Here is a 24,560-nt window from a genome sequence, read left to right as displayed (position 1 = left end):
GTCAGAAGGCGAACAGCGGGGCCTCCCCGTGGCCCTCGGCGGCCCACCGCGCGGTGGCCCGGTCCAGCTTGTCCGGGTTGACCTGGCTGCGGAGGGCGACGATGCCGTCCGGGGTGACCTCCAGGCAGGTGATGCCGACGACCCGGCCGTCCACGACGGCGACGATCGCGGGCTCGCCGTTGGCGGTGGCGGCGTAGAACGAGGGCGAGCCGCCGACCAGGGCCCGCTTGGCGTCGCTCGGCTTGAAGAGGCCGCGCAGGAAGGTGGCGACCGCGCGGGCGCCCTCGAAGGCGCTCGCCCGGGCGGGCACCTTGCCGCCGCCGTCGCCGATGGCGGACGCGTCCTGGGTGAGCAGCCGGACGAGGGGTTCGGTACGGCCGCTGGTGGCGGCGGCCAGGAACTCCTCGACGATCCTGCGGGCGGCCGCCTCGTCGATCTCGGTGCGGGCCCGGCCGTCCGCGAGGTGCTTCTTGGCGCGGTGGAAGAGCTGCTGGGCCGCGGCCTCGCCGATGTCGAGGATCTCCGCGATCTCCCGGTGCGGGTAGCCGAAGGCCTCGCGCAGCACGTACACGGCCCGCTCGTTCGGGGTCAGCCGCTCCAGGAGGACGAGGACGGCGTACGAGACGGACTCGCGCTGCTCGGCGGTGTCGGCGGGGCCGAGCATCGGGTCGCCGGCGAGCAGCGGCTCGGGGAGCCACTGGCCCACGTAGGTCTCGCGGCGGGCGCGGGCCGAGGTGAGCTGGTTGAGGCAGTAGTTGGTGAGGACCTTGGTGAGCCAGGCCTCGGGCACCTCGATGCGCCCGGTGTCGGCGGCCTGCCAGCGCAGATAGGTCTCCTGCACGGCGTCCTCGGCCTCGCCCGACGAGCCGAGCATCCGGTAGGCGATGGCCTCCAGCCGGGGGCGCGCCTTCTCGAACCGGTCCACATCACTCATGAGCAGGGCCATGCCAGGATCGTAACGGCCGGGCCGGGCCGGGGCGCGGCAGCCCCCGCCCGGCCCAACGGTCAGGAGCCGTAGAAGAGTTCGTCGACGACGGCGCGGGCGCGGCGGGTGATCCGGCGGTAGTCGTCGACCAGCTCCCCGACATGGCCGGGGGCGTATCCCAGGTAGCGGCCCACGGCGGCCAGTTCGCGCGGCTCGGAGGGGAAGGTGTCGCCGGGGCGGCCGCGGACGAGCATGACCGCGTTGCGCACCCGGGTGGCGAGCACCCAGGCCTCGTCGAGGGTCTGCGCCTCCTCGGTGGGGATCAGCCCGGCGGCGTGGGCGGCAAAGAGCGCGGCCCTGGTACGGGTGGTGCGCAGCCCCGGCTCGGCCCAGCCGTGCCGCATCTGGAGCAGCTGGACGGTCCACTCCACGTCGCTGAGGCCGCCGCGGCCCAGCTTGGCGTGGAGGGTGGGGTCGGCGCCGCGCGGCAGCCGCTCGGACTCCATGCGGGCCTTGAGGCGGCGGATCTCCCGGGCAGCGTCCTCGCCGAGGCCCTCCGCGGGGTAGCGCAGCGGGTCGATCAGCTCGACGAACCGCCGGCCGAGGTCGACGTCGCCGGCCATCGGCGCGGCGCGGAGCAGCGCCTGCGACTCCCAGACCAGCGACCAGCGGCGGTAGTACGCCGCGTAGGAGGCGAGGGTGCGGACCATGGGTCCGCTCCTGCCCTCCGGGCGCAGATCGGCGTCGATCAGCAACGGCGGGTCGGTGGTGGGCAGTTGGAGGAGCCGGCGCATCTCGGTGACGACCCGGTTGGCGGCCTTGGCCGCCTCCTGCTCGTCGACGCCCTCGCGCGGCTCGTGGACGAAGAGGACGTCGGCGTCGGAGCCGTACCCCAGCTCGTGGCCGCCGAAGCGGCCCATGCCGATGACCGCGAAGCGGGTGGGGAGTTCCTCGCCCCACTCGGCGCGGACGGCGGCGCGCAGGGCGCCGGCGATCGTGGCGGCGTTGAGGTCGGTGACGGCCTCGCCGACCCGGTCGACCAAGGCGCCCGGGTCGGAGGTGCGGGGGCTGTCCTCGGTGCCGTACGAGTCGATGAGGTCGGCGGCGGCGGTCCGGAACAGCTCGCGGCGGCGCACCCCGCGGGCGGCGGCCACGGCCTGCTCGGCGTCGTCCGCACGGCCCACGGCGGCGAGGACCTCCTGCTCCAGGTGGGCCCGGCCGCGCGGCTTCAGCCCCTCGGGGTCGCCGAGTATGGCGACCGCCTCGGGGGCGCGCAGCAGCAGGTCGGGCGCGAGGCGGCCGGCCGACAGGACCCGGGCGAGGTTCTCGGCGGCGGCGCCCTCGTCGCGCAGCAGCCGCAGGTACCAGGGGGTCTTGCCGAGGGCGTCGGAGACCTTCCGGAAGCCGAGGAGGCCGGCGTCCGGGTCGGCCGAGTCCGCGAACCAGCCGAGCAGCACCGGCAGCAGATGGCGCTGGATGGCCGCCTTGCGGCTGACGCCGGAGGCCAGCGCCTCCAGGTGGCGCAGGGCGGCGGCGGGGTCGGCGTACCCGAGGGCTTCGAGGCGCTGGCCCGCCGCCTTGGGGCTGAGCCGGATCTCGCCGGGGGCCAGCTGGGCGACGGCGTCGAGCAGCGGCCGGTAGAAGAGCTTCTCGTGGAGCCGGCGGACGACGGAGGCGTGCCGCTTCCACTCCTTGTTCAGCGCGGCGACCGGGTCGGTGCGCAGGCCCAGGGAGCGGCCGAGGCGGCGCAGGTCGTCCTCGCCCTCCGGGACGAGGTGGGTGCGGCGCAGCCGGTACAGCTGGATGCGGTGCTCCATGGCGCGCAGGAAGCGGTACGCCTCGTCCAGCTGGGCCGCGTCGGCGCGGCCGACGTAGCCGCCGGCGGCGAGGGCGGCGAGCGCGTCCAGGGTGGAGCCGCTGTGCAGGGTGGCGTCGCTGCGGCCGTGCACCAGCTGGAGCAGCTGGACGGCGAACTCGACGTCCCGGAGGCCGCCGGGCCCGAGCTTCAGCTCGCGGTCGACCTGGGCGGCCGGGATGTTCTCGACGACGCGGCGGCGCATGGCCTGCACGTCGGTGACGAAGTTCTCCCGCTCGGCGGCCTGCCAGACCATCGGGGAGAGGGCGTCGACGTACGCGCTCCCCAGCTCCGGGTCGCCGGCCACCGGGCGCGCCTTGAGCAGGGCCTGGAACTCCCAGGTCTTGGCCCAGCGCTGGTAGTAGGCGACGTGGGAGGAGAGGGTGCGGACGAGGGGGCCGTTGCGGCCCTCGGGGCGGAGGTTGGCGTCGACCGGCCAGATGGTGCCCTCGACGGTGGTCTCGGAGCAGATCCGCATGAGGTGGGAGGCCAGCCGGGTGGCGGCCTGGAGCGCCTTCGCCTCGTCGGCGCCCTCCACCGGCTCGCCGACGAAGATCACGTCGACGTCGGAGACGTAGTTCAGCTCGTGGCCGCCGCACTTGCCCATGGCGATCACGGAGAGCCGGCACTGGGCCGCGTCGGCGGGTTCGGCCGCCCGGGCGAGGGCGAGCGCGGCCCGCAGGGTGGCGGTGGCCAGGTCGGCCAGCTCGGCGGCGGTCTGGGCGACGTCGGTGGTGCCGCAGACGTCCCGGGCCGCTATCCCGAGGAGGCACCGGCGGTAGGCGACCCGCAGGGCGACCGGGTCCGTCGCCCCGGCGAGCCCCCGCTCGAACTCGGCGATCCCCGGGTGCAGGTCGACCGCCTCGTAGGTGACCAGGGTCTCCCAGTCGCCGGGATGCCGGGCCAGGTGGTCGGCGAGCGCCTCGGACGCGCCGAGCACCCCGAGCAGCCGGTCCCGGAAGGGCTTGGCGGAGAGCAGCGTGGTGGTGAAGGTCTGCCGCTCGGTCTCGGGCTGCGCCTCGGCCAGCCGGACGAGCCCGCGCAGCGCCAGGTCGGGGTCGGCGGTGGCCCCCAGCGCGTCGAGCAGGACCGGGTCCTCGCGGAGCGCGGCGAGCTCGGGCAGGTCGAGGAGCCGCTCGGCCCCGGACGGATCGGTGAACCCGTGCCGCAGCAGCCGAGAGAACGTACTGCTCCTGCGCCCCGGCACCGTCATCTCCGCCGCTCCCTCCAGCCCGCCCTGCCCGTCCGACCGAACGGATCGAGCCTATCCGCAGGGAGGGCCCCGGGCGTGCGGGGCGGGGCGAGGGAGTGCGGGGGGTTCCGGCAGCGGGAGGCGGGGGCGCGATCGTCCCGGTGAAGGGGGCGCGGAGGTGCGGGAGGCGGAGGCTGAGGCGGAGGCGCGACCGTCCCGGTGGTGGGGGCGCGCGGGTGCGGGGTCCCGGAAGCGGGGGCGCGACCGGCCCGGAAACGGGAGGCGCGGGGCGCGGGGCGCGGCGGCGCGGCGGTCTCGGAGGAAGCGGGAGACGCGGGAGCCGGGCAGCGACGGCGGGGGCGGGGGCGGCGCGATCGTCCCAGTGGAGGGGGCGCGGGGGCGCGGGAGGAGCGGGGGCGCGGGAGGCGGCGGCGCGATCGTCCCGGCAGCGGCGGCGCGATCGTCCCGGTGGCGCGGGCGTGCGGGAGGCGGCGGCGGCGGCGCGAACGTCCCGGCAACAGGCGCGCGGGCGTCCCCGTGGTGGGGGTGTCGCGGTTCGGGGGCGGTGGCTCTCGCGTGGTTCGGCCGGCTCGTGCGGGCCGCGCCGGAGCCGGGTGCTCCTACCCGGATCCGGCGCGGATCACACGTGACCTCGGGCACATCGGACCGTTTTCGGAACCCGTCGGCGGCCGCGGCCCTGTAGCCATGTGAGTCGACCGTCCCGTCGCCGCGGCCGTCACGACCGCGTCCGCCGGAGGCTCGCGCACCGCCGCCGTCGCCGCCGACGCGCACCCGTTCCCGAGGTAGAGAGCCCTCCCGCGCCCATGTCCGTTCGCCGCCACACCCGCCTCATACGCCCCTTCCGTCAGCGGCGCGCCGCCGTGGTCGCCGGGATGGCGACCCTGCTGGCCGGGGGCACCCTCGCGGGCGTGCTCACGGCGACGGCCGCGCAGGAGGAGCCGGCGGCCGGCGGACCGGCCGCGGCGTCGGCGCCGGCGGCCGCGCGGGCGGCGGGGTCCGCGCCGGCCTCCGTCGTGCAGTTCGTGTCGCATCCGGACGACGACCTGTACTTCATGAACCCGGACACCGCGCAGTCGCTCGCCGACGGGACCCCGCTGACCACCGTGTACCTGACGGCGGGCGAGGCGAACGGCGTCAACGCCCGCGCCGGGCGGGCCGCCGTGACGGCGCCCGACAAGCCCGCGTACGCCGAGGCCCGGCAGAACGGCATCCGCGCCGCGTACGCCGAGCTGGTCACCGGCGACCGCACCAGCCCCTGGGACCGGACCGCGATCCGCACGGCCGGCGGGGGCTCGGCCGAGCTGGACACCCTGCGGGCCCGGCCCGGGGTGCGGCTGGTCTGGCTCCAGCTCCGCGAGGCCGGTTCGCCGTACGGCGACCGACCGCACAGCCTGCGCGGTCTGTGGCACGGCCGGATCCCCGCGCTCGGCTCGCTGCGCTCCTCCCAGACGCCGGTCGCCGCCGACTTCGCGTACTCGAAGGAGCAGGTCGTGGCCACCCTGACCGGGCTGCTCGGCCGCTTCCGGCCCACCTTCGTCCGCACCCTGGACCCGACGCCCGGCACGGACGCGGCGACGGGGCGGCTGCGGGACCACCAGGACCACGCGTACGGGGCGCGGTTCGCGCAGGCGGCCCTCGACCGGTACGCGCGGATGCCCGGCCATCCGCGCGTCGGCGTGCAGAGCTACCTGGGCTATCCGAACACCGAGCTGCCGCAGGCCCTCGACGGCCGCACCGCCGAGGAGAAGCTGCGCAGCCTGCGGACGTACGCCTGGCTGGACGGGACCGACCACTGCGGCAGCCCGGCGGGGTGCGGCGACCTGAAGATGGCGGACCGGCCGCAGGGCCGGGACTGGACGGGCACCGTGCGGTACGCGCGGGGCGCCTCGACCGGGTGGCTCCAGGCGGACGCGGACGGCGGGCTGCGCGCCTTCGGCGTCCAGGACGGGCGGCTCGCGACCTGGCACCGGGCGCCCGCGGGCGACGCCTGGAAGGGGCCCGAGCTGCTGCCCGGCGGCGGGCTCGACGGCGGCGTCGACACCGTACGGCTGGCGGACGGGCGGATCGCGGTCTTCGGCACCCGGACCACGTTCGCGGGCCCGGCCGGCTACCGGCGCGAGGTCGTCACCGTCGAACAGACCGCGCCGGGCGGGCCGTTCGGGTCGTGGCGCTCGCTCGGCACGCCCGGGAGGCGGGACGAGGCCGACCGGACGCCGGACATCAGCGCGCCCGCGGTGACCGTGGACGGCACGGGGCGGGTCTCGCTCTTCCTGCGCGACGGCGACCACCGGCTCGCCGGGCGGGAGCGGACGCCGGGCGGCGGCTGGGGGCCGTGGCGCCCCCTCGGCGGGGCCGGGCTGCACGGCGACCCGGTGGCGGCGACGGACGCCGCCGGGCGTGCCTACGTCTTCGCGGGGACCCGCGGCTCGGTCCTGATGTGGACCGCTGGTCCGGGCGGCGGCCGGGTCGCCGGACCGCGGCCGACCGGGCTGTCGGCGACCACGCTCGCGCTGAGCGCGGGCCCCTCGCCGGCCGGCGAGGGCGTCCGCCTCTGGTCCCGCGAGCCCGGCACCGGCGCGCCGAAGGCCGCCGACTTCACGGGCACCGCCGGGCCGGTCCCGGTCGCCCCGCCGTCCGGCGACGTCGCCGGCTTCGGCCCGGTGAGCGCGGCGGACGGCCTGGTCGCGGCCCGCTCCAGGACCGGCCGCCTGGCGGTGGCCCCGCCGGCGGACGGCGGCACCTGGCGCCTCTCGGGCTTCCCGCTCGCCGGCGCCCCGGCGGCGGGCCCGGGCGGGGTGGCCGCCCTGGGCCAGGACGGCCGCCTCCACTGGGTCCCGGCGCCCCGCTGAGCGCGGGCCCCGCCGACCGGAGCCCGCCGAGCGCAGGTCCGCCGACCGGAGGCCCGCCGACCGCGGGCTCGCGCGGGTCAGGCGCCGAGGAGGACCGGGAAGGACTCCAGGTCGTTCTGGGTCATCACCGGGAGGTTGCGCAGCTCCTCGTCCGGGACGGCGAGGCGCAGCCGGGGGAAGCGGGCGAAGAGCGCCGGGAGGGCGATGCCCGCCTCGACGCGGGCGAGCGCCGCGCCGGGGCAGATGTGCGGGCCGTGGCCGAAGGTCATGTGCCGGTGGGGCGCCGGCCGGGCGGCGTCGAAGGCGTCGGCGTCCGGGCCGTGCTGCTCGGGGTCGCGGCCGATCGCCCGGTAGGAGATGACCACGCCCTCGCCCTGGGGGATCACGGCGTCGCCGACCTCGATGTCCTCGGTGGCGAACCGCATCAGGAGGTGGGTGGTCGGGGTGTCCCAGCGCAGGGTCTCCTCGACGACCGCCTCCCAGGAGATCTCCCCGGCCAGCACCTTCCGCAGCTGCTCGGGGTGGGCGAGCAGGGCACGGACGGCGTTGAGGACGAGGCCGATGGTGGTCTCGTGGCCCGCGGCGACCATCGCCTTGAGGTTGCCGACGACCTCCTCCTCGGTCAGCGGCTCGCCGCCGTCCTCGGCGAGGATGAGCGCCGAGGTCAGGTCGTCGGTGGGCAGGGCGGTCTTCGCGCGGACCAGGTCCGTGTAGAAGACGTCGAGCTCGGCGAGGAGGGCGAGCCGCTCCTCCTGCGGGGTGAGCATCGAGAAGAACTTCTTGTACTGCCGGGTGAGCATGGTGTTGGCCTGGGGGTCGACGCCCATCAGCATGCCGACGACCCTCATGGGCAGCGGCTGCGCGAAGAGGGACTTGAGGTCGACGACGGAGCCGTCCCGGCCGGCCTCCTCCAGGGCGTCGAGGAGTTCGGCGGTGAACTTCTCGATGTCGGGGCGGATCGCCTCCAGGCGGCGGGGGGTCAGCGCCTGGGAGGTCTTGGCGCGCAGCCGGCGGTGCTCCTCGCCGTCGACGGTGAACATGGAGCGGCCGGCGTCGATCATCCCGATGAGCGGCCAGGCGTGGGTGACGGCTCCGCTGGTCCACAGGTCCCAGGCGGCCATGTCCTTCACGAGCCGGGGGTCGACGAGCAGCCGGCGGGCGTCGGCGTGCCGGGTGACCGCCCAGGCGGGCACGCCGAGCAGGTCGATGCGGGCGAGCGGGCCGGCGGCGCGGATCCGGTCGGTCTCGCCGTCGAGGTCCTGGACCATCGGGTCGACGACGACGGGGGCGGCGTCCCGGGCGGCTGCGTGCGGGCAGGTCACGAGGGGTCTCCAGTGGTGGGTACGGGGGTGAACCGGACGGGCAGGGCGGTGGTGCCGCGCAGGAAGGCGGAGGGGCGGCGGACCAGTTCCCCCACGGGGACGGCGAGTTCGAGGTCGGGCAGCCGGTCGAGGAGGACCTCGATGCCGGTCCTGGCGATGATCTCGGCGATCTCCTGCGCGGGGAAGGGGCAGCGGTACTCGCCGTGGCTGAAGGCCAGGTGGGCGCCGCCGCCGCCGCGTTCGCCGGGGGTGGCGGCGGGGGCGCCCTGCCGGATCACCGGGTCGGTGTTGGCGGCGCCGAGGCCGAGCAGCAGCATGTCGCCGGCCTTGATCCGGCGGTCGCCGAGGCGGGTGTCGCGGGACGGCCAGCGGCCGGCGAGGATCTGGGTGGGGCCCTCCTCCCACAGCACCTCGGTCATGGCGTCGGCGACGCTGCGGCGGCCGCGGGCCATGGAGTCGGCGAACTCCCCCTCGGTGAGCATCAGCCGGACGGAGCTGCCGATCCAGTCGGCGGTGGTGAGGTGCCCGGCGGCGGTGATCGCCATCAGGTCGAGCATGTACTCCTCGTCCGTGAACTCCTCGGAGTGGGCGAGCATCCGGGAGGTCACGTCGTCGCCGGGCTCGGCGCGCTTGGCGGCGACCAGGCGGGCCATGTGCTCGCCGAACCGCCGGTGGGCGCTCTGCGCCTCGGGCCCGCCGTCGGCGAGGTCCTTCAACACCCGGGCGATGTCGGCGCCTTCGTCGTCGGGGAAGCCGACGAGCCGGGCCAGGACGAGGACCGGGAGGGGCTCGCAGAAGGCGGCGACCAGGTCGGCGGTGCCGCGGGCGCAGAAGGCGTCGACGAGCCGGTCGGCCAGCTGCTCGCAGTGGCCGCGGATCTCGAAGGGGTCGACGGCCTCCAGGGCGGGGACGACCATCCGGACGTGCCGCCGGTGCTCCTCGCCCGCGGTGAAGTAGATGGAGGGGAGGGGCTGTCCGACCATCGGGAGCAGCGGCCAGTCGGCGGGGACGTGCGGCCACTGGTTCCACAGGCCGACGTCCCGGGGGAAGAGTTCGGGGTCGCTGGTGACCTGGTGGACCTCGCGGTAGCCGATGACCAGCCAGGCGGGGAAGCCGCCGGGGAGTTCCACGGGGACGACGGGGCCGTGCTCGCGGCGCATGGACCGGTAGAGGGCCTGCGGGTCGGTGTGGAAGCCGGGCCCGGAGAGCGGGACGGCCGCGGGGCACCCGGGCGGAGGTGCGGCATCGGAAGCGGGCCCGGCGGTGGGGGAGGGCGTCATCTGTCCTGTCTCCTGCGGTGTGCGGCCAACGCGGGGTCACTATAGGGAGGTTGAGTGACGCAGAAGCGATCGTTCCCGATCCGTCTCAGCCTTCGAGCGAAAGGATCAGATCAGTCGGCTGAGGGCAAGGTGAATTTCCGTCAAGTCGCGGGCGTGGAAGGCGTGCACGGCGGGACCGGATGGGGGACGGTGGTCCCATGAACTGGACACTGGAAGTCGTCCCGGTCCCCGTCACCGACATGGACCGGGCGAAGGAGTTCTACGCCGAGAAGTGCGGCTTCGCCATCGACCTGGACGACGAGGTCGCGCCCGGGATGCGGATCATCCAGGCGACCCCGCCGGGCTCGCGGTGCTCCATCGCACTGCTCTCCGGCATGCCGCCGATGCCCGGCACGAAGGAGATGGCCCCGGGCACCCTGCACGGCCTCCAGCTGTGCGTCACCGACATCGAGGCGGCCCGGGAGGCGCTCGTCGGGGCGGGTGTCGGCGTCTCCCCCGTGATGCACGTCGGGGCGACCGGCTGGGAGGAGGGCAAGGGCGAGACCTGGAACTCCTTCCTCACCTTCGAGGACCCCGACGGCAACGGCTGGGTGGTCCAGGAGGCCCCCTCGGACCTCACCGACCGCTGAGGACCGGTCCTCCCCTACGCCCCCAGCTCCACGAGGAACCGCACGAGACCGCCCTCCCCGTCGGAGACACGCCGCATCCCGGCCCGCTCCATGACCCGGTGGGAGGCGGCGTTGGCGGGATCGGCATCACCCCGCAGCACGGTCGCGCCGGCGGCCCGGGCGATGCCGATCACCGCCGCGAGCGCCTCGGAGGCGTACCCCTTCCCCCGCTCCCCCGGCACGATCCCGTACCCGACGGTCACGCCCCCGTCCGCCCCCGGCGGCCCGTGGAACCCGATCCCGCCGACGACGAGCCCGCTCTCCGCGAGCCGTATCTGATACGTGCGGAACGCCCCCGGATCCCCGCCCTCGGCGCACCTCCGCAGAAACGCGCCGACCGAGGCGAGGTCCCCCACCCCCGGATACCCCTCCGCCCACCGCTCCCCCGGCCACGGCTCACGAGCGGCGACCCGCTCGCCCTCGGCGACGGTCAGGGGGTGCAGGAACAGCCGCCCGGCGGCGACGGATTCGATCGTCATGCCGGGCAGTCTGGACACCCCGCCCGCGCACGGCAACACGTTTCCCGCCGCCCGCCCGCCAGGGGCTACAGCACCGGCAGGTTCTTCCGCAGCTCGAAGGCCGTCACCTCGGAGCGGTACTCCTCCCACTCCTGCTTCTTGTTGCGGAGGAAGTGGGGAGCTCCCCCGCCGGCCTCGGGCGCCTGCTGCTGATCCAGGTCGCAGCGGCCAGAGACTGGTGGCTGTTGGCGGCTGTTGGTGCCCCTGGGCCGCCCTCGGACGGCCCAGGGACGGCCCGACTCTCCACACCGCGTAAGCCTCTCCACCAGTAGCAACACCGCGAAAACACACTGGCTTGCCTACACTGACCGATCGTCTACCACCGCTTTAGGAGAGCGGGAGGGCAATCCTTAGCCTGACCTGCATAGACACTGCGAGAGCTGATCGATACCCCGGAGCCCGACAGTGCCCCTCGTTCCCCGTGGTTCCCCGCCCGATCTGGCACGGATGTGGCACGGTCTTCGCCGGCGTCTGTCAGTACCCCGGGATAGCGTCCACCTGCGCGCGGTCGGCTTCCGAGGTGTCCAGATCTGTAGTGCAGCTGTATCCCTGGCTTTGCCCGGGGGCGGCCCCGGATTCAGCACCTTCCAGATTAAACCCGGAGTCTCGAAGCTCCAGCAATTAGAACTTTCTGAGCCAGGAACTTCACCAGTTCAATATCCGGCCCCAACGCCTCGGCTTCCTTTGAAAACGGCAGGAGTAGATCTACCCCGGTCCTCCCGCCTTCTTCCTTTGCGTGCACAATTCGGCACCTGATGCCGTATACGCGATTCGCGACGGCGGTGATGAAGTCATTGTGCGCGTCATCAAGATTCAAGACGGGCACGCTCTTAATTTTCTGTTTACCGGAGAAGTGCTCCACGAGTGCATCATTGGCAGTAATGAACGAATGTACCTGCTCTTGCGTAACGCACCCTCCGATGGTCGAGCGTAGCTGCTCGCTCTCGCTGCCGTACCCCTTCCCTGCTCCTGATGCAATGTTGACGATTCGCACTAGGTTGGTGTCATCATCAGGCCGGAACCTCGGATCTAGTAGTTCATTCCGCAGCTTTGTCAGAGTGTCTCGATGGCTGTAGCTGGGGAAGAAATACTCTAGCACTTGATAGTAGGCTAGGTATTCGAGCAGTGGGATGCCGCTCGCTCCGCGTCCGTAGCGGTAAAGACTGAGGGCCTTCTCTGGGTATTGATTCTGTGGATTTCTCGGGGACCCTTGAACCGCTTCCCTTTCGGGGCGAGTCCTGAGGTAGGAACGACTTTTGGATTCGGAGGGTGCGAGTTCGGGTGCCGTGCCATACCGTAGATCAAGCTCGAAGAACACTGAGTCTGTGACCCGCTTCAGCATCTCCAGAGCCTCGTCGTGACGCGATGCTCCGAGCCCGGAGATCTGGATGCTGGTGAAGCGTCCGAGCCCATTGGGTAGCGCTTCCCTGTCGCGGTCCCTTAGATAACCACGCCGACGATGACGCTCGGAAAGAATTGCGAATTCACGCGACGCGGATCCGATGGAGATCTTCATGTCCGGCCGGTCAGCACTGGGCGAGAAATCCAACACCCAGGCGTCATTGATTCCGATCCTCACCTCTGCTGTTTGTCGCTCGATGTCTCCATCTTCATCGGGTTCAACAAGTTCCAGTTGAGTGTGGCCGATCCTGCGAATTCCTGGGAAGAGGCGGTGTGGTGGCGCATCTGTCAAGACGTACGCCTCGATGATGTTTCGATCCCTGAAATGAACTGCATCGAATTCGCCAAGGTAGGTGAAGGGTGGAAGGTCGATACTTAGGTACGCTTCAGCACTCCTTGCGCTAATCCCTTGCCAGCGCTTACTCCGCCCATTCGGGAATCCGACGCGAAATCGAAGGTCCGGCTGAAGCCAAGACCATTGCGTCTCGTACCCCCGCTCAATGCATAGCTTTTCCAGAGCGAGGCGTGGGTCGTGGGGATCCAGCTCAGACCTTTTCTCTTGGATGAAGTCTGGCGTCGGTTCTGTCACCGTCTGGCTCCGCTAGATTAGTATGAATGTGGGTGATTGAAGACTCGCAGGCAGGATGTAAAATCCGAAAGCTCTTACCCTGAGGAAATCCGCTTGCTCGCCTTACCAGGTCGGGTGCCAGAGTGAGCATACGGACGAGGTGGCGTTGGTGGTGCTCAATTGGAGAGATACCGAGCCCTGCATCTACAACCCCGCCGCGGCTCCCATCCCGTCTGCCGTCGACCCACACACCGTGGAGCAGGCGCGGTGCCGGGCGTCCAGGTGGAGCGCGCCACTGTACGAACGACCTGGACGCCCGGTGCCGTGTCTGCTCGGCTCTGCCTGGGTCGACGGCAGACGGGATGGGAGCCCCCACGCCACAACCCACCGGCCGGCACCCGCACATGGGCCCCCGCCATCCCGGAGCCTGAGCGCCCCGGCCGGAGGCATCTTCTTTGACCCGCGGCTGCCCTCCGCGCTGCGCTTCTTCGGATTAGCCGAGGGCTTCCAGGCCCAGTTTCGCCAGGCGTGACCTGATGGCGCTGGGCTTGCGGTCGAACTGCTTCCCGAGCGCGTCGAGGTCTCGCTCTCCTTGCTGATAGAGGGCAAGGATGCGCGTGTCCTCTTCCTGGGTCCAGGGCTGGCCCATCTTGGGGTAGCGGGCGCGGAGCTCTTCCGGCGATTCCCGCCGACTGCCCGGGCCGGCCTCGGGGTGTATCGACTCGATGACGCCGAGAGGGAAGCGGCCGACTGCGGTGCCGACCAGCCAGAGGACCAGGTGATCGCTGTCGAAGGTGAGCCGGTCGGCGTGGATGGTCACCGCTCGCCGCAGGACATCGCGGTCGTTCGGGTCCTGGCGGTAGTCGTTGAACGTGACGCGGAAGGCTGTCGGTGCTGCCGAGGTCTCCATGAGGCAAGCCTGCCCGCGCTCTCTGGTCGGGTGGGAGGTTGTTTCTCGCCTGCCCGCCGCACGTAGCGCGCCGCCAGGCGGGGCCGCCGCTGGCGAAGACAGTGGCGGCCCCGCCGTAAAGGCGGCGCGCTCCCGCGCCGTGCGCGGGCCTTGATGAGGTAGGGAAATTTTGACCGCACAGCGCTTCGTGTTGTGCCGTCAGGCCGCCACGACACGAAGCTGTCTACTGGCAGAGCCCTAGACGAGACGGCTCGTGAAGCCCCGAGTGCGCAGCCGCTCGTAGGAGGCCGTCACGCCGGTCGGGATCTCTTGGCGAAGCATGAAGCCCTGGTCGGGGTAAATCAGCAGGCGCTGTTGGGCCCCCACCAGCATGTCCAGCACGAGTTTGGGATCTCCGATCAGGTCGACGTACTTCGCGAGGGACATCGAGACAGAGGCACTCACGATCTCGATTCCCGGCCAGAGACGGCGGGCTGTCGCGTAAGCCCTGCGCTCCTCGTACGGCTTGCTGACAAGGAGCACCGAGTGGACCTCGATTCCAGCGTCTGCGAGCAAGCCACGTGAGAAGCGGATGTTCTCTCCGGTGTTCCGCGCGTTCGGTTCGACGAGGATCGCCGAGGCCGGCACTCCCAGTTCCAGCGCGCGGTCCCTGTAGTGTTCCGCCTCTCCACGGGGCATTCGGTCTGCGGTCGTGCGGCTCGTGGCGCCGGTGAAGACGATGAGGGGGAACATGCCGCGGTGGTAGAGGTCCGCCGTCACGTCGGCCACGCCCAGGTCGTGGCTGCCGAGGCCGATCCCGACCGAGCAGGGCTTCGGCTCGTGGTTCATCTTCTGGAAGTCCCAGAGGACTTGAGCGTCAGCCCATGCCTGCTCGGAGATCATTGCATCGCCTCCTGGGCCGAGTCCGGGACCTTGAAGTCGTACGACCAGGAGAACCGCGTCGCCGCGTGGATCCCGACAGCGAACTCGACCACTGTGTCGTCGGCCGTGAATGTGGTGCGGTGCAGCTCGACCACCCACTCTCCGGGAGCGAGCTGGAGGAGAGCGGCTTCGTCCGGGGTCGCGACGCGGGCTCGGAGCTCTTCCCGCATGTGGTCGATCTCGTATCCGGCGTCATAGAGGACCCGGAAGCCGCCGCCCTTGCCGGCGGGACCCGGCGTCGGGTCGACGATGCGCGTGCCCTCCACGTGCTCCGGTCGGTAGTAGCTCGTCAGGGTGTGTGTCGGCTGGTCGCCTTCCTTCACCAAGCGCGCTCGCGCGTACACCTCCGCACCTTCCGAAAGGCCGTGAGCCGCAGCAACGACTGCCGGGGCCGGTACCCGGCTGACGTTCTGCGTCTGCTCGCCGCGCTTGTACGCCCGTCCGGATGCCACGCGGTCCGCGATGAAGGCGACCTCGTCGCCGTCACGCCACTTCGCCTTGTCGTACCGCGCGATACCGAGCCGCTTCAGCGGCGCCTGCTCTCGTACGACCGTGCCGTGCCCGCGGGATGAGGTCACTAGCCCTTCGGCTTCCAGCGCCTTGTAGGCCGCGTGAACTGTGGACTTCGACCCTTCACCGGCCTCAACCAGATCGCGGATATGCGGAAGCTGCCGCCCTGGGGCGTACTCGCCGCTCCTGATGCGCCCAGCCAGCTTGTCTGCCAGTTCTCGCCACTTCGGTGCCACGCGGACTCCTCTCCTTCGAACTCCAGTCAAACACAGTCCCAGGACTGTTGACAGTCCTGGGACTGTGGGTCATTGTCGTGTTGTGCCGCTCGCAGTCCTAGGACAGCGAGGATCTAGGGGCCTTCTTTGGGCTGTCCGGATCGCGGCGGACAACTCAACAGCGTGATCCACCGCAGCACGGCGGCCGTGACCGTTCCGGCCGTGGCGAGTGGAGACCAGCCGACCGAGACCGGGCCCGTGTCACAACCGGGCCCCACACCCCACAGGGGGACACGCCATCGGCTCTAAAGACCCGCGTGGAACACCTGCTCTGACTACCCCCGAGATCCAGACCTCCTCGGGGCGAGGGGCGCCACGCGTATCGGAGGTCTGAGCGGCACGTCCACTCCGCTGCATGGGAGGTGGATGTGTTCCGACGAAAACCCTGGGCGTCGATCGTGCTGGACCGGTGCGACGGCTACGCCCACCGCGTCACCTGACCTCCGCAGCCGCTCGGCGGTTGCGGCCGGTTGCCTCCCTTGCCCGTCCGGACCCCTTCGCAGGGTGCCCCGTACGGGCGGGGTCGAGGGGAGCCGGAGGAAGTCCCGCTGGTTCTGACGGCGTGAGGCCCCGGTGCGGGAACACCGGGGCCTCGGTTGTGGGCCGTCCCGCTCTACGGAAGGAAGTACGACCCATGAATGACGGTACCCGCGAGACCGCGCCGGCCAACGGTCCGGCCGACCTGTTCACGACCGTGTTCGCCCAGCGATCCGGCGTCATGGTAAGCGTCGTCGCCGAGGTGATCGGCGACTGGCACCGGGCCGAGGACATCGTCCAGGAGGCGTTCACCACCGCCCTCCTCTACCCGGCCTCGACGGAGCAGGAGCTCCTGAGCAGGGTGAGGTGGGAGATCGGCCACCAGCTCGACACCAGCCTGCCCGACGTGGAGGTCCCGGCCGAGATCGGCGACTGGCAGGTGCCGGCGGTCCCGGCCGCCGAGGACGAGGCGCTGGCGAACGTGGTCGTCTTCGCGATGCTCACGCAGGAGCCGACCCCGCTGGAGGTGGCGGCATGAGGCGCCTTCCAGGTCAGGTCCGCGAAGCGTACGGCGACCCGGCCTTCTGGTCGCCGGACCAGATCGAGCGCTACCTCGACGCCTGCGACGGCGTGAAGGACATCTTCGACGCCCTGCCGAAGGCCCTCGCGTTCTCCAAGGTCCACCCGGACGCGACGCCGGCCGAGATCTCGGCCCACCTGCGGGGAGGTGCCCGGTGACGGTCACCGAGCTGCCCACCCGCGAGGGTGAGACGTACGCCGAGGGTCTGGCCCGTGCCGAGCAGGCGCAGGCCGAGGCCGAGGCGGCGCGGATCCGCAACGAGGCCGAGCGCCGGCGGCAGCAGCTTGCCGCGGACAAGGCCGAGGCCAAGGCGCAGAAGGAGATCCAGCGCGAGCTGGAGGCGGCCGAGGACGAGCGGCGTGAGCGCGAAGGGAAGCGCCGGGCCGAGGCCGCCGCGAAGGCGAAGGCGCAGAAGTCGGCCGAGGCCTGGCGGAAGTCGGCACTCGGGATCGCCGTCGTGTGCGTGGTGGTCTCGCTGCCGCTTCAGGTGATGGCCTTCTGGGACCCCAGCGCGTGGTTCCTGGTCGCCGCTCCGTTCGTGCTGGAGGGAGTGGCGTGGGCTCTTCTCAAGGGAGCCGAGGCCGCGATCGACGATGACCGGCCGTCCTGGCACTACCGGCTCGGCGCGCTCATCCAGGCGCTCATCGCCGCGGGCATCAACTTCGCCCACGGCAGCGAGACGTACGGCATCGCGACGGGGATCGGCGGGGCCTTGTGCTCCGTGATCGGCCCGGCGATCTGGGACCTGCACGAGCACGGCCGGATCACGAAGAAGGCCGGCCGTAAGGCTCTCGCCCAGCGCCGCGCCGAGAAGCGTGCGGCGAAGGACGAGAAGGCCCGGATCGCCAAGGTGAACAAGGCCCGCGAGGCGAGCGACCCGGAGGTGTGGGAGCGGGCGCTGTTCCTGGCGGCGGCGCTCGGCGAACTGGTGCCGAGCGAGAAGACCTACCGCCGTGCGTGGGACGAACTGCACGGCGCCGAGGTCGGCTCGACCGCCTCCATCATCTCCGCCAAGCGCCTCGCCCGCCGTGCCGTACGCCTCGCTCAGAACGGCCCCCTGGACGGATCACAAACCGACACAAATGGGCAGGTCGGTTCCCAAATGAACGAGGACGGCGACAAGCCGTCCAAGGGCCCCTCCAAGCCCGGTGAGGACGGCCGGAAGAACAACGGCGGGACTCCTCCCGTACGCCGCCCCGGCACCACGAAGTACGCGCCGATCGCCCGACGGCAGATGTCCGTCGAGAAGCTCCGCAGCAACTCCAACTGACCGCGCCCCGAAGGCTCCTCGGAGGAGACAGTCATGCCCCGCATCATCCGCTCCCTCGCCCTGTCCGGTGCCGCCGCGCTCGCGGTCCTGTCCACCGCCACCACGGCCAGCGCCGAGACGCCCGAGCAGGCGACCGCGATCGTCGACCAGGCCGTCGCCGACGCCACCGGCGCGCCCGTCACGCTCCCCGACGGCCGCACCATGACCGTCACCGGCCTGGACACCGCCGCCTACCGCGCCGACGCCACCCACACGGCCACCGTCACCACCCTCGCGGCCGGCACCCCGCAGTCGGGGACCGCGCCGCAGATCCAGCCCGCCGCCGGGTTCGCCCCGCAGAACGCCTCCGCTCAGACGGGCGCGATCGCCGTCGGCATCGTCCTGATGCTCGTCCTGGGCATCGTTCTGTTCTTCGGCATCAAGAACAACCGGATCTCCAAGGGCTGGGGCGGGCTGAGCTGCGCGTTCGGCATCACCCTCGGCTCCACCTTCCTCGGCCCCCTCGTCCTGACCCTCGGCGGCTCCCTGCTCACCGCCCTCGGCCAGGTCCTCACCGGCCTGTGACGCACACCGTCATTCCGCGGGGCACCACGGTGCCCCGCCCCACCCCGAAGGGAGGCACGACATGGCACTGGACACCACCACCGCCCACGGACCCGAGGACGACGACATCGTCGACGCCGAGATCGTCGACCCCGAGCCCGCTGACGCCGAGGTCATCGACGGCGAGGTCGTCGAAGAGCCCGGCCGCCTCGACCGGATCAAGGCCCAGGCCCGCGTCGGCTTCGACCGGCAGAAGGCCAACGCCGCCCGCCGCACGGGCGAGTGGCTGACCACCAAGGACGTCTGCGACGCCGAACTCGCCCTGGAAATCGAGGACAAGCGCCGCCGGGAGCACTCCCTCGACACCCGCGAGCTGACCGAACGAGTCAAGACGCTCCGCTCCCAGCTCCGCACGGCCGGCGAGGCCGACGCCCTCGTCTTGCAGCAGCAGCTCGCCGCCGCCGAGGCCCAGCTCATGCTGCGGCACGAAGCGGACGCGGACCGGATGAAGGTCTCGGGCAAGGACCTGAGCCGCGCCCGCTGGTCCTTGAAGGCCAGCCGCATCGGCGGCCTCGTCGGCGGTGGCTTCCTCTACGCCAACGCCATCGCGGTCGAGCCCGCCCTCGGCCTGGCCGGCCTCGCGGCCCTCCCGGTCGGCTGGTTCTACCTCGGCCGCCCCTTCGCCGCCGACCAGGCCCCCCTCTCCGGCCCGCTGCCCGGTGCCCCCGCCGTCGGCATCCCCGGACAGCCCGGGGCAGCGCCGGAGACGTTCGTACCGCAGACCCTCGCGGACATCTCCCGGGTCTCCCTCGTCAAGCGCGACTCGGGCCGGGTCCAGGGCGAGGCGGACCTGGTGACCGCGCTCGTCAAGGCCGGGATCATCACCGAGTCCCAGCGCGACGAGACCCACCTCGCCGGGGTCATCGAACCCGCCGGCCCCGGCTGGACCGCCACCGTCGAACTCCCGCGAGGGGTCAAGGCGTCGGTGGCCGTCGCCCGGGTCGAGGAGCTCGCCTCCTCCCTGCGGATCAAGAAGTCCCGCATCCAGATCTCCCCCGACACCAGCTCCGACGGGCACGACGGCCGGTTCGTCCTGTGGGTCGCCAACGCCGACAACCCCTACGGCACCGGCAAGGTCCCCTCGGCGCTGATCGAGGCCCAGATCTGGAACTTCTGGGAGCAGGGCATCCCGCTCGGCCCCGACGCCCGCGGCGACCGCCACACCATGCACCTGCTGTGGTCCTCGCTCCTGGTCGGCGGCCTGATGGGCTACGGCAAGTCCTACTTCGCCCGCCTGGTCGCGGCCGCCGCCGCGCTCGACCCGACCGTCCGGGTCATCGTCATCACCGGCAAGACCGGACCGGACTGGGCCCCGCTCAAGCACATCGCCCACCGCTGGATCGCCGGCGCCACCCCGGAGGTCATCCGCGACGTCCTCGACGTCGTGAACGGCACGATCGCCGAGATGCAGGACCGAGGCAGCGAACTCGACCGCCTCTACGAGACCGACCCCGACTCCGTCCCCGAAGGGAAAATCACCCCGGAGCTCGCGGCCAAGGGCATGGGCCCGGTTCTCCTGATCGTCGACGAGCTCCAGGAACTCCTCGACGGCGCCGCGCTCGTGCAGGTCGCCATCGACGACGACAGCGCCGACGAGAAGGCAAGGGTCAAGACCCGCTCCGGCCGCGACCTCATGGTCGAGGGCTTCGCCCGCTTCGTACGAGTGACCCGCTTCGTCGGCGGCATGGGCGTCTTCATCACCCAGCGCCCCGACGCCGACTCGGTACCGACCAAGCTCCGCGAGGTCTGCGCCAAGCGGGCCTCGTACCGGGTCAAGGGCGACCGGAGCGCCAAGATGGTCCTCGGCGACGACGCCGTCGCCAACGGTGCCGCCCCGCACCTGCTCACCGAGGACTCCAAGGGCGTCGTCGTCCTCGACCAGGGCGGCGAGGAGGGCCACGTCACCGTCAAGGCCGACGTCATCGACCTCCCGCAGTTCAAGGAGATCTGCCAGCGAGGACGTCAGCTTCGCACCGAGGCCGGCACCCTCACCGGCGACGCCGTCGACTACGGCGCCCAGGACGCGGCCAAGGCCGCCGTCGCCAACCTCCTGGCCGACTGCCTCGCCGCCCTCGACGCGGCCGGCGTCGACAGGGCCCGCACCGAGAAGCTGGTCGAGCTCCTCGCCGCCCACCGCCCCGAGCGGTACGGCGAGCTCACCAAGACCCAGCTCCAGGCCCAGCTCCGCGACGCCGGCGCGGGCACCACCCGCAAGCTCGGCCCGATAGACGGCCTGGCCAACCCCAACGGCTACCTCCGCGACCAGATCGCCGAAGCCCACGCCGCCAAATAGGGACAGACCGCCCGGTCGCGGGGGCGGTCGACCCCTGGTCGGCGCCCGAATCAGCCCGGTATGACCCCTGGTCGACTCAGCCCTCGAACCGGTCGGCCGACCGCCTGAGGTCCAGATCCGACCGGGTGGCGAACTTGGGCAAAACCGGCACTGACCAGGGGTCTACCACCCTGCCGACCACCCCATAAACGATCACAACTACGACACCAGGAGGAACTCCCATGGCCACCATCAGCACCGACGAGAAGCGGTACCGACTCCACCTCGCTGCCCTCGCCACCGTCCGGATGGAGGGCATCCACAAGCCGACCGAGGACAACCTCGCGGCCTTCGAGATCTACATGAATGGTGCCCGCGAGGCCGGCATCACCGCCGCCGAGATCGAGGCGATGGCCAAGACGCTGCGCAACTCCTGACTCCTCGCTCTGCCTGGGGTGCCCGCCCGCCTGGACAGCATCCGGACGCCCCACCCCACCCGCGCACCAGGAAGGACTCCGTCATGGGGCTCAAGTACAAGTACGAGTCGACCAGCCGCCGCGACATCAAGGAACTCGCCCGCAACGTCCGCCCCGGCGACCGCCTCTACGTCATCCAGGACGTCTCGCAGATCGTCGCCCCGCTGGAGGACGCCCAGCTCTACACCGAGTTCATCGTCACCAAGGACAAGGCGCCCTTCACCGGCACCCCGATGGTGTGCAGCACCTCCGCCCACCGGCGGGTCGGGACCACCAGCGTCACCTCCCTGCTCATCCACTACGGCGACGTCTACAGCCAGCGTCCGGCCGGTATCCGGCACATCGCCGAGGAACCGCCGCTCCTGCCCGAGTTCCAGCACCTCGCCGAGCGCGTCGCCCGCGAGCACGCCGCCGACGTCGCCGTCGCCCGCTCCGAGGCCGCCGCCTCCGGCCGCCGCCGCTGGTTCTGACCGCTGCCCGATCCGCCCGTCCCGCACGGGCGGTGAGGGGAGCCGGGACAGCCCCGGCACCACCCAGGAGGAATCCATGTCCCACCGCACCGCCCAGGAGCTCGCCCAGATCGCCGTCGGCGCCATCCAGGCCGCCAACGGCGACAAGGACACGGCCAAGCAGCTCATCGAGGCCGCCGGCCTCACCACCGCCGAGATCCTCCGGGCCCTCACCTACCTGAAGTCCGACCAGCCCATCCTCAACCGCCGCCGCTGACGCTCACCTCTACAGGGGCGCCCCGCCCGCCTGGACAGCAACCGGGGCGCCCCACCCCACCGCACAGCAAGAAGGGACTCGCTCATGGCCAAGCCGAACCTCGGCGACCGCATCGGAATCGCCCTGCACAACACCGCAGTCCGCCTCGCCGGCCAGAAGGGAGAGAAGGCCGCCGCCGTCCTCTCCGACGCCCTGCTCGGCCGCCACCTGGAGGAGTGCGACGACCGCTGCGGCAACTGCGGCGAGGTCGAGGCGCTCCGCCGCGACCACTGACCCCGAAACGAGAACGGGGCGCTCCCACCCGCCTGGACAGCAACGGGAGCGCCCCACCCCACCCGCGAACGAACGCAGGAGGAACCCCAAGATGACCACGCCCGCCGCCCTCGCGGCAACACGGCCCCAGGCCGCACCCGACGTCGAGCAGGACGCCTCGGTCCTGGTCTCCGAGATCGAGCGCTACCTCGCCGCCCGCACCCGCACCACCGCCCACCCACTGGTCACCAAGACCACCGACCAGCTCATCGCCGAAGCCCTCGCCACGGCCCCGGCCCCCACGCCGGCACCCGCCCTGACCGGCCCCTCCCGCACGATGCGGATCCTGCCCGACTGGGCCCTGTCCTTCCCGCTGGTCCGCACCCTCCACGGCGCCGGCCGCCGCATCTCCGTCAGCGAGCACCTCGAACTGACCGCCCTGGTCGTCGAGCGGTACGGCTGGCACCGCGGCGCCCTGCGGTCCACCTCCGGCCGACGCTGCATCCTCGGCGCCCAGGCCGTGCTCTACCGCCTCGGCTACGGCGACGAGGACACCGCCCGCGCCGCCGGCGCCCGCCTCCAGGACGTCCTCGCCGCCCGCGGCGTCACCCAGCCCTTCCACTCCTGGAACGACTCCTCCCACCGCACCCTCGGCGAGGTCCTCCTCCTCGTCCGCACCGCCGCCCACAACGCCCGGCAGGAGGCCCAGCGATGAGCAACGGATCCTGGCGCGACGCCCGCTCGATCGCCGACCTCGGAGCGAACATGGCGCTCTGGCTGGAGGGACGGATCCCGTCCTGGCCCGGCTACGACGCCCAGTTCGGCTACGAGGAAAACAACGGCGCCCGCCACCTCGTCCCCGTCCTCGCCGCCGCCAACCGCGCCGGGTTCGTCACCACGGACAGCCAGCCCGGCACCGAAGGCCGCGGCCACGACGGCGCCCTGTGGCGCCAGCGCGCCTACGTCAGCGGCTACGTCCGCGACCGCTCGCCCCTCATGGACCGACTCCTCCGCCTCGACCGGCAGGGCATCACGGTCGTCCGGGGCCGGCCGCGCGACCCGATCACACTCACCGACCGCGACCGCAGGCCGCACACCACCCTCGGCGGCTTCCGCCTCGGCCGCGACTTCCTCACCCACGAGTGGAACGGCATCGGCCGCCCCGCCCTGCGCGAGCTGCGCGAACACGGCACCCAGATCCACCTCTACGACCCCGAGTTCGGCCGCGACTCCCGCCTGTGGCCCGCCCTGACGGGAGCCATCCGATGAGCACCCTCACCCAGCTCACCACCACGTACGCGGCCCGGATCGCCGACATCATCGGTGCCTCTCGCGCCAGTCGGCCTACCACCCCGGAACAGTTCATCCAGCTCGTCGAGGACGCCGCGAGCTCCCTGCGGTTCTCGGCCCTGGAGGAACTCCAGGAGGCCAGCGAGGACCTCGACACCGCCGCCGACGAACTGCGCGCCGCCACCCGCGCCCGGAGCGCCGACCAGGACATCCACCTCGCCCGGGCCGAGACCCACATCCGCCTCGCCCTCGACCACGCCACCTGAGAGAGGACCGCATGAGCACCCGCGGCCCCGCGAAGAAGTCGGACGGCCTGGCCTCGACGACCCCCGTCGGATCCAGGCCTTCCACCAACGCCCGCGGCTCCGAACACTCCCAAACCCACCGCCGGCCCCAGGGCCCCAAGAGCTCCTGACCAGAGCCAGCAAGGAGACCTCCATGAACACCACCCCCAACCGCCACCCCGACCCCACGCCGGAGCGGGCCTACGCAACGGCGCCGAGCATCATCAGCGAAATCGGCTGGACCGCGCGCACCGCCGCCGACCGCCCCTTCGACACCGAGACCAGCCGCGAGTTCTGGCTCCGCAAGGCCGCACTCCTCGACCGCATCGCCCTCAGCGACGAGATGGCCTCGGCCGCCAGCGACGCCATCGAGGCCGCGACCCGCGCCGCCCACCAGCTCATGAACCACGACGGCACCACGGTCACCGGCAACCCCCGCCACTACGTCCGCCAGCAGTACGCCCTCTGGACCACCCACTCCTAGATACGCCGAGGGCGGCCCCCGTCTCGCCAAAGTCCGGGGCCGCCCTCGTCCACCAGCACCTGCTACAGAACTGGAGACATCCAGCATGACGTATCCGAACGTGACGCGGCAGGAGGCCGTGTGCTGACGGCTGCTCCTGGCACCCTTCAGGCGGCGCTCGACACCGCGGCCAGGGGCTGGGCGGTCTTCCCGCTCCGCCCCGGCACGAAGCGTCCCGCCCTGCACGGTGAGACCCGCTGCCCCCGCACCGGGGCCTGCTCGGGCGGTCACGTGAAGTGGGAGGAGAGGGCCACCACCGACCCGAAACGGATCACCCGCGCGTGGACGCAGGCTCCGTTCAACATCGGCCTGGCGACCGGCCCGTCCGGGCTCGTCGTGATCGACCTCGACATGCCCAAGGACGGCGCCGCTGGCCCCACCGGCGCCGAGGTGTTCACGGCCCTCTGCAAGCGCGCCGGCCAGCCGTTCCCGGACACCTTCCGGGCCGGTACCGCGTCCGGTGGCCAGCACCTCTACTTCGCCGCCCCGAACAGCCACCGTCTCGGCAACTCCGCTGGTTTGCTTGGAGGGTTGGTGGACTCGCGGGCGTGGGGTGGTTACGTCGTCGCTCCCGGGAGCATGACGTCCAGCG

25 protein-coding genes and 1 pseudogene are annotated in these 24,560 nt (G+C 72.0%); 16 read left to right on the top strand and 10 right to left on the bottom strand.

The window, feature by feature from the left end:
* Nucleotide 1 precedes the first annotated feature (1 nt).
* Nucleotides 2-946, bottom strand: coding sequence for an RNA polymerase sigma factor SigJ (gene sigJ / locus AB0E19_RS05860; RefSeq protein ID WP_362173907.1), 945 nt, complete (start codon nucleotides 944-946; stop codon nucleotides 2-4).
* Nucleotides 947-1,005: 59 nt separating this feature from the next.
* Nucleotides 1,006-3,993 (bottom strand): bifunctional [glutamine synthetase] adenylyltransferase/[glutamine synthetase]-adenylyl-L-tyrosine phosphorylase, encoded by a 2,988-nt coding sequence (locus AB0E19_RS05855; protein ID WP_362173904.1) that lies wholly within the window; start codon nucleotides 3,991-3,993, stop codon nucleotides 1,006-1,008.
* An 803-nt stretch (nucleotides 3,994-4,796) separates the two neighbouring features.
* On the opposite strand from AB0E19_RS05855, the gene AB0E19_RS05850 reads away from it, so the two are divergent.
* Nucleotides 4,797-6,842 carry a PIG-L family deacetylase gene (locus AB0E19_RS05850; RefSeq protein WP_362173901.1) on the top strand — a complete coding sequence of 682 codons (2,046 nt, stop codon included), beginning with the start codon at nucleotides 4,797-4,799 and terminating at the stop codon, nucleotides 6,840-6,842.
* Nucleotides 6,843-6,919: 77 nt separating this feature from the next.
* On the opposite strand, the gene AB0E19_RS05845 is transcribed toward AB0E19_RS05850, so the two are convergent.
* Together AB0E19_RS05845 and AB0E19_RS05840 are read right to left on the bottom strand one after the other, a co-directional pair.
* Nucleotides 6,920-8,110 carry a cytochrome P450 gene (locus AB0E19_RS05845; RefSeq protein ID WP_362174869.1) on the bottom strand — a complete coding sequence of 397 codons (1,191 nt, stop codon included), beginning with the start codon at nucleotides 8,108-8,110 and terminating at the stop codon, nucleotides 6,920-6,922.
* 50 nt (nucleotides 8,111-8,160) lie between these two features.
* Nucleotides 8,161-9,444, bottom strand: a complete 1,284-nt coding sequence (locus AB0E19_RS05840; RefSeq protein ID WP_362173898.1) for a cytochrome P450 — start codon at nucleotides 9,442-9,444, stop codon at nucleotides 8,161-8,163.
* Between the two features lie 197 nt (nucleotides 9,445-9,641).
* Here AB0E19_RS05840 and AB0E19_RS05835 point away from each other — a divergent pair, with 197 nt between their 5' ends.
* The gene (locus AB0E19_RS05835; RefSeq protein WP_362173894.1) at nucleotides 9,642-10,073 is read left to right on the top strand and encodes a VOC family protein; all 432 of its coding nucleotides are present in this window, start codon (nucleotides 9,642-9,644) and stop codon (nucleotides 10,071-10,073) included.
* Nucleotides 10,074-10,087: 14 nt separating this feature from the next.
* Here the strand turns inward: AB0E19_RS05835 and AB0E19_RS05830 are convergent, their stop codons facing one another.
* From AB0E19_RS05830 to AB0E19_RS05805, 6 genes and pseudogenes are all read right to left on the bottom strand, one after another.
* Nucleotides 10,088-10,591 carry a GNAT family N-acetyltransferase gene (locus AB0E19_RS05830; protein WP_362173891.1) on the bottom strand — a complete coding sequence of 168 codons (504 nt, stop codon included), beginning with the start codon at nucleotides 10,589-10,591 and terminating at the stop codon, nucleotides 10,088-10,090.
* A gap of 65 nt (nucleotides 10,592-10,656) precedes the next feature.
* Nucleotides 10,657-10,743: pseudogene (locus AB0E19_RS05825) on the bottom strand (glutamine synthetase); the annotation flags it as partial.
* Nucleotides 10,744-11,222: 479 nt separating this feature from the next.
* The gene (locus AB0E19_RS05820; RefSeq protein WP_362173889.1) at nucleotides 11,223-12,620 is read right to left on the bottom strand and encodes a hypothetical protein; all 1,398 of its coding nucleotides are present in this window, start codon (nucleotides 12,618-12,620) and stop codon (nucleotides 11,223-11,225) included.
* 472 nt (nucleotides 12,621-13,092) lie between these two features.
* Nucleotides 13,093-13,509 carry a hypothetical protein gene (locus tag AB0E19_RS05815; protein WP_362173886.1) on the bottom strand — a complete coding sequence of 139 codons (417 nt, stop codon included), beginning with the start codon at nucleotides 13,507-13,509 and terminating at the stop codon, nucleotides 13,093-13,095.
* Nucleotides 13,510-13,746: 237 nt separating this feature from the next.
* Entirely contained in the window at nucleotides 13,747-14,391 is a 645-nt protein-coding gene (locus tag AB0E19_RS05810) for a YdcF family protein (RefSeq protein WP_362173883.1), read from the bottom strand.
* Entirely contained in the window at nucleotides 14,388-15,176 is a 789-nt protein-coding gene (locus AB0E19_RS05805; RefSeq protein ID WP_362173880.1) for a GntR family transcriptional regulator, read from the bottom strand. The genes AB0E19_RS05810 and AB0E19_RS05805 overlap by 4 nt, the downstream gene beginning before the upstream one ends.
* A gap of 673 nt (nucleotides 15,177-15,849) precedes the next feature.
* Between AB0E19_RS05805 and AB0E19_RS05800 the strand changes: the two genes are divergently transcribed.
* The 14 genes from AB0E19_RS05800 to AB0E19_RS05735 form a co-directional block, all read left to right on the top strand.
* Nucleotides 15,850-16,230, top strand: a complete 381-nt coding sequence (locus tag AB0E19_RS05800) for a hypothetical protein (protein ID WP_362173877.1) — start codon at nucleotides 15,850-15,852, stop codon at nucleotides 16,228-16,230.
* Entirely contained in the window at nucleotides 16,227-16,430 is a 204-nt protein-coding gene (locus AB0E19_RS05795; protein WP_362173874.1) for a hypothetical protein, read from the top strand. The genes AB0E19_RS05800 and AB0E19_RS05795 overlap by 4 nt, the downstream gene beginning before the upstream one ends.
* Nucleotides 16,427-17,542, top strand: coding sequence for a hypothetical protein (locus AB0E19_RS05790; RefSeq protein WP_362173871.1), 1,116 nt, complete (start codon nucleotides 16,427-16,429; stop codon nucleotides 17,540-17,542). Before AB0E19_RS05795 ends, AB0E19_RS05790 begins: the two co-directional genes overlap by 4 nt.
* A 33-nt stretch (nucleotides 17,543-17,575) precedes the next feature.
* Nucleotides 17,576-18,106 (top strand): hypothetical protein, encoded by a 531-nt coding sequence (locus tag AB0E19_RS05785; protein WP_362173868.1) that lies wholly within the window; start codon nucleotides 17,576-17,578, stop codon nucleotides 18,104-18,106.
* Between the two features lie 61 nt (nucleotides 18,107-18,167).
* Nucleotides 18,168-20,438, top strand: a complete 2,271-nt coding sequence (locus tag AB0E19_RS05780) for a hypothetical protein (protein WP_362173865.1) — start codon at nucleotides 18,168-18,170, stop codon at nucleotides 20,436-20,438.
* Between the two features lie 221 nt (nucleotides 20,439-20,659).
* The gene (locus AB0E19_RS05775; protein WP_362173862.1) at nucleotides 20,660-20,854 is read left to right on the top strand and encodes a hypothetical protein; all 195 of its coding nucleotides are present in this window, start codon (nucleotides 20,660-20,662) and stop codon (nucleotides 20,852-20,854) included.
* An 83-nt stretch (nucleotides 20,855-20,937) separates the two neighbouring features.
* The gene (locus AB0E19_RS05770) at nucleotides 20,938-21,363 is read left to right on the top strand and encodes a hypothetical protein (protein WP_362173859.1); all 426 of its coding nucleotides are present in this window, start codon (nucleotides 20,938-20,940) and stop codon (nucleotides 21,361-21,363) included.
* A 76-nt stretch (nucleotides 21,364-21,439) separates the two neighbouring features.
* On the top strand, nucleotides 21,440-21,619 hold the full coding sequence (locus AB0E19_RS05765; RefSeq protein WP_362173856.1) for a hypothetical protein: 180 nt from the start codon (nucleotides 21,440-21,442) through the stop codon (nucleotides 21,617-21,619).
* Between the two features lie 84 nt (nucleotides 21,620-21,703).
* Nucleotides 21,704-21,892 carry a hypothetical protein gene (locus tag AB0E19_RS05760; protein WP_362173854.1) on the top strand — a complete coding sequence of 63 codons (189 nt, stop codon included), beginning with the start codon at nucleotides 21,704-21,706 and terminating at the stop codon, nucleotides 21,890-21,892.
* 91 nt (nucleotides 21,893-21,983) lie between these two features.
* Entirely contained in the window at nucleotides 21,984-22,586 is a 603-nt protein-coding gene (locus AB0E19_RS05755; RefSeq protein ID WP_362173851.1) for a hypothetical protein, read from the top strand.
* Nucleotides 22,583-23,140, top strand: coding sequence for a hypothetical protein (locus AB0E19_RS05750; RefSeq protein WP_362173848.1), 558 nt, complete (start codon nucleotides 22,583-22,585; stop codon nucleotides 23,138-23,140). Before AB0E19_RS05755 ends, AB0E19_RS05750 begins: the two co-directional genes overlap by 4 nt.
* Nucleotides 23,137-23,427 carry a hypothetical protein gene (locus AB0E19_RS05745; protein ID WP_362173845.1) on the top strand — a complete coding sequence of 97 codons (291 nt, stop codon included), beginning with the start codon at nucleotides 23,137-23,139 and terminating at the stop codon, nucleotides 23,425-23,427. Before AB0E19_RS05750 ends, AB0E19_RS05745 begins: the two co-directional genes overlap by 4 nt.
* A gap of 172 nt (nucleotides 23,428-23,599) precedes the next feature.
* Nucleotides 23,600-23,929 (top strand): hypothetical protein, encoded by a 330-nt coding sequence (locus AB0E19_RS05740; RefSeq protein WP_362173842.1) that lies wholly within the window; start codon nucleotides 23,600-23,602, stop codon nucleotides 23,927-23,929.
* Between the two features lie 120 nt (nucleotides 23,930-24,049).
* A partial coding sequence (locus tag AB0E19_RS05735) for a bifunctional DNA primase/polymerase (RefSeq protein WP_362173839.1) occupies nucleotides 24,050-24,560 on the top strand: 511 nt, incomplete at its 3' end.

It is taken from the genome of Streptomyces sp. NPDC047974 (assembly GCF_040653375.1).
In the GTDB taxonomy this organism is placed as follows: Bacteria; Actinomycetota; Actinomycetes; order Streptomycetales; family Streptomycetaceae; genus Streptomyces.
Note: the sequence above shows the minus strand (reverse complement) of the source record. Positions and strands in the feature narration are given on the sequence as shown.

Coding starts and splice junctions, on each gene's coding strand:
- sigJ (WP_362173907.1), bottom strand. CDS start 946: ATGGCCCTGCTCATGAGTGATGTGGACCGGTTCGAGAAGGCGCGCCCC.
- AB0E19_RS05855 (WP_362173904.1), bottom strand. CDS start 3,993: ATGACGGTGCCGGGGCGCAGGAGCAGTACGTTCTCTCGGCTGCTGCGG.
- AB0E19_RS05850 (WP_362173901.1), top strand. CDS start 4,797: ATGTCCGTTCGCCGCCACACCCGCCTCATACGCCCCTTCCGTCAGCGG.
- AB0E19_RS05845 (WP_362174869.1), bottom strand. CDS start 8,110: ATGGTCCAGGACCTCGACGGCGAGACCGACCGGATCCGCGCCGCCGGC.
- AB0E19_RS05840 (WP_362173898.1), bottom strand. CDS start 9,444: ATGACGCCCTCCCCCACCGCCGGGCCCGCTTCCGATGCCGCACCTCCG.
- AB0E19_RS05835 (WP_362173894.1), top strand. CDS start 9,642: ATGAACTGGACACTGGAAGTCGTCCCGGTCCCCGTCACCGACATGGAC.
- AB0E19_RS05830 (WP_362173891.1), bottom strand. CDS start 10,591: ATGACGATCGAATCCGTCGCCGCCGGGCGGCTGTTCCTGCACCCCCTG.
- AB0E19_RS05815 (WP_362173886.1), bottom strand. CDS start 13,509: ATGGAGACCTCGGCAGCACCGACAGCCTTCCGCGTCACGTTCAACGAC.
- AB0E19_RS05810 (WP_362173883.1), bottom strand. CDS start 14,391: ATGATCTCCGAGCAGGCATGGGCTGACGCTCAAGTCCTCTGGGACTTC.
- AB0E19_RS05800 (WP_362173877.1), top strand. CDS start 15,850: ATGAATGACGGTACCCGCGAGACCGCGCCGGCCAACGGTCCGGCCGAC.
- AB0E19_RS05795 (WP_362173874.1), top strand. CDS start 16,227: ATGAGGCGCCTTCCAGGTCAGGTCCGCGAAGCGTACGGCGACCCGGCC.
- AB0E19_RS05785 (WP_362173868.1), top strand. CDS start 17,576: ATGCCCCGCATCATCCGCTCCCTCGCCCTGTCCGGTGCCGCCGCGCTC.
- AB0E19_RS05780 (WP_362173865.1), top strand. CDS start 18,168: ATGGCACTGGACACCACCACCGCCCACGGACCCGAGGACGACGACATC.
- AB0E19_RS05775 (WP_362173862.1), top strand. CDS start 20,660: ATGGCCACCATCAGCACCGACGAGAAGCGGTACCGACTCCACCTCGCT.
- AB0E19_RS05770 (WP_362173859.1), top strand. CDS start 20,938: ATGGGGCTCAAGTACAAGTACGAGTCGACCAGCCGCCGCGACATCAAG.
- AB0E19_RS05765 (WP_362173856.1), top strand. CDS start 21,440: ATGTCCCACCGCACCGCCCAGGAGCTCGCCCAGATCGCCGTCGGCGCC.
- AB0E19_RS05760 (WP_362173854.1), top strand. CDS start 21,704: ATGGCCAAGCCGAACCTCGGCGACCGCATCGGAATCGCCCTGCACAAC.
- AB0E19_RS05755 (WP_362173851.1), top strand. CDS start 21,984: ATGACCACGCCCGCCGCCCTCGCGGCAACACGGCCCCAGGCCGCACCC.
- AB0E19_RS05750 (WP_362173848.1), top strand. CDS start 22,583: ATGAGCAACGGATCCTGGCGCGACGCCCGCTCGATCGCCGACCTCGGA.
- AB0E19_RS05745 (WP_362173845.1), top strand. CDS start 23,137: ATGAGCACCCTCACCCAGCTCACCACCACGTACGCGGCCCGGATCGCC.
- AB0E19_RS05740 (WP_362173842.1), top strand. CDS start 23,600: ATGAACACCACCCCCAACCGCCACCCCGACCCCACGCCGGAGCGGGCC.